The organism is Rhizobacter sp. P2_H2 (assembly GCF_056403375.1).
In genome coordinates, this window is the sequence record NZ_JBFUFP010001603.1 from 1 (window position 1) to 843 (window position 843).

Annotated in this window: 1 protein-coding gene; it reads left to right on the forward strand. The window is 70.0% G+C overall.

Features of this window, described 5'->3' with window-relative positions; all coding sequences use genetic code 11:
* The first annotated feature begins 196 nt into the window (after window positions 1-196).
* Complete coding sequence (locus AC1D15_RS35030) at window positions 197-610, forward strand: RNA-binding S4 domain-containing protein (RefSeq protein ID WP_477829704.1); 414 nt, start codon at window positions 197-199, stop codon at window positions 608-610.
* Window positions 611-843: the final 233 nt, after the last annotated feature.

The window sequence follows — 843 nt, forward strand, 5'->3', positions numbered from 1 at the left end:
GTTCCACACCGGGCACCCGACGCAGGGCAGCGGGCTCGGGCTGTCGATCTGCCGCGAGATCTGCAACTCGGTGGGCGCGACGATCGCGCTGACGAACCGGCAGTTCGCCGGCCGGCTCGCCGGCCTCGATGCGACGGTGCGGTTCCGGCCCGCCAGCGAGCCGCCGCCGGCCTGAATCGTGCCTACACTTGGCGGAATGGCGAACGACAACGACGGCATGCGACTCGACAAGTGGCTGTGGGCCGCCCGCTTCTACAAGACCCGCAGCCTCGCGACGCAGGAGATCGACAAGGGCCGCATCGGCGTGAACGGGCAGGCCGCGAAGCCGTCGCGCGAGCTGAAGCCGGGCGATCGCATCGAGATGCGCCAGGGGTCGGTCACGCTGAGCCTCGTCGTGCGGGGGCTCAGCCACCAGCGCGGGCCGGCGCCGGTCGCGCAGGCGCTGTACGAGGAGACGGCCGACAGCATCGCGCGCCGCGAGGAGGCGGCGAAGCAGCGCAAGCTGGCCGCCGAACCGGCGCTGGCGATCGAGCAGGGCCGCCCCACCAAGCGCGATCGCCGCCAGCTCGCCGACTGGAACCGCTGGAGCGCAAGCATCGACCCCGAATGACCCTGGGCCCGGGTCGGCCCGGCCTTGCCTTTCCCCCGCACGGTCCCACGTGCCCTGCAGCACGGGGGCCTGCATTATTTTGAAAGCCCCTCTTGAAACCCGGGGCAAAGCGCCCATATGCGCGCCATTCGACAGGATCCACCCATGCAAAATCCAGAAAATTCTTCGCAAGATCAAGGACTTGAGACGCCGGCTGACATCTCTGGCGCGGCTGCCGCCGCGCAGGCGCAGGC